The organism is Delftia sp. ASV31 (assembly GCF_016428765.1).
Taxonomy (GTDB): domain Bacteria; phylum Pseudomonadota; class Gammaproteobacteria; order Burkholderiales; family Burkholderiaceae_C; genus Comamonas; species Comamonas acidovorans.
On sequence record NZ_JAELTK010000262.1, the window covers coordinates 1 to 319 of the forward strand.

General features: G+C 76.5%; 1 protein-coding gene. It reads right to left on the reverse strand.

What is annotated here, in order from left to right; translation table 11 throughout:
• Positions 1-119: 119 nt before the first annotated feature.
• Positions 120-319: hypothetical protein (locus JHD82_RS29310; protein ID WP_199140420.1), on the reverse strand; the 200-nt coding region annotated here is incomplete at its 5' end.

Genomic DNA, 319 nt, shown 5'->3' on the forward strand with positions numbered 1-319 from the left:
CCAGATCTTCAACACCTGGACGCCCCGGCACATGCTGCGCCTGTGGGGCAGCTACCGCCTGCCGGGCGAGCTGGGCCGCTGGACGGTGGGCGCGGGCGTGAATGCGCAGACCGACACCCTCAGCTCCTGTCTCTTATACACATCTGACGCTGCCGACGAAATGCGAACAGTGTAGATCTCGGTGGTCGCCGGATCATTAAGAAGGGGGGGGGGGGGGGGGGGGGGGGGGGGGGGGGGGGGGGGGGGGGGGGGGGGGGGGGGGGGGGGGGGGGGGGGGGGGGGGGGGGGGGGGGGGGGGGGGGGGGGGGGGGGGGGGGGG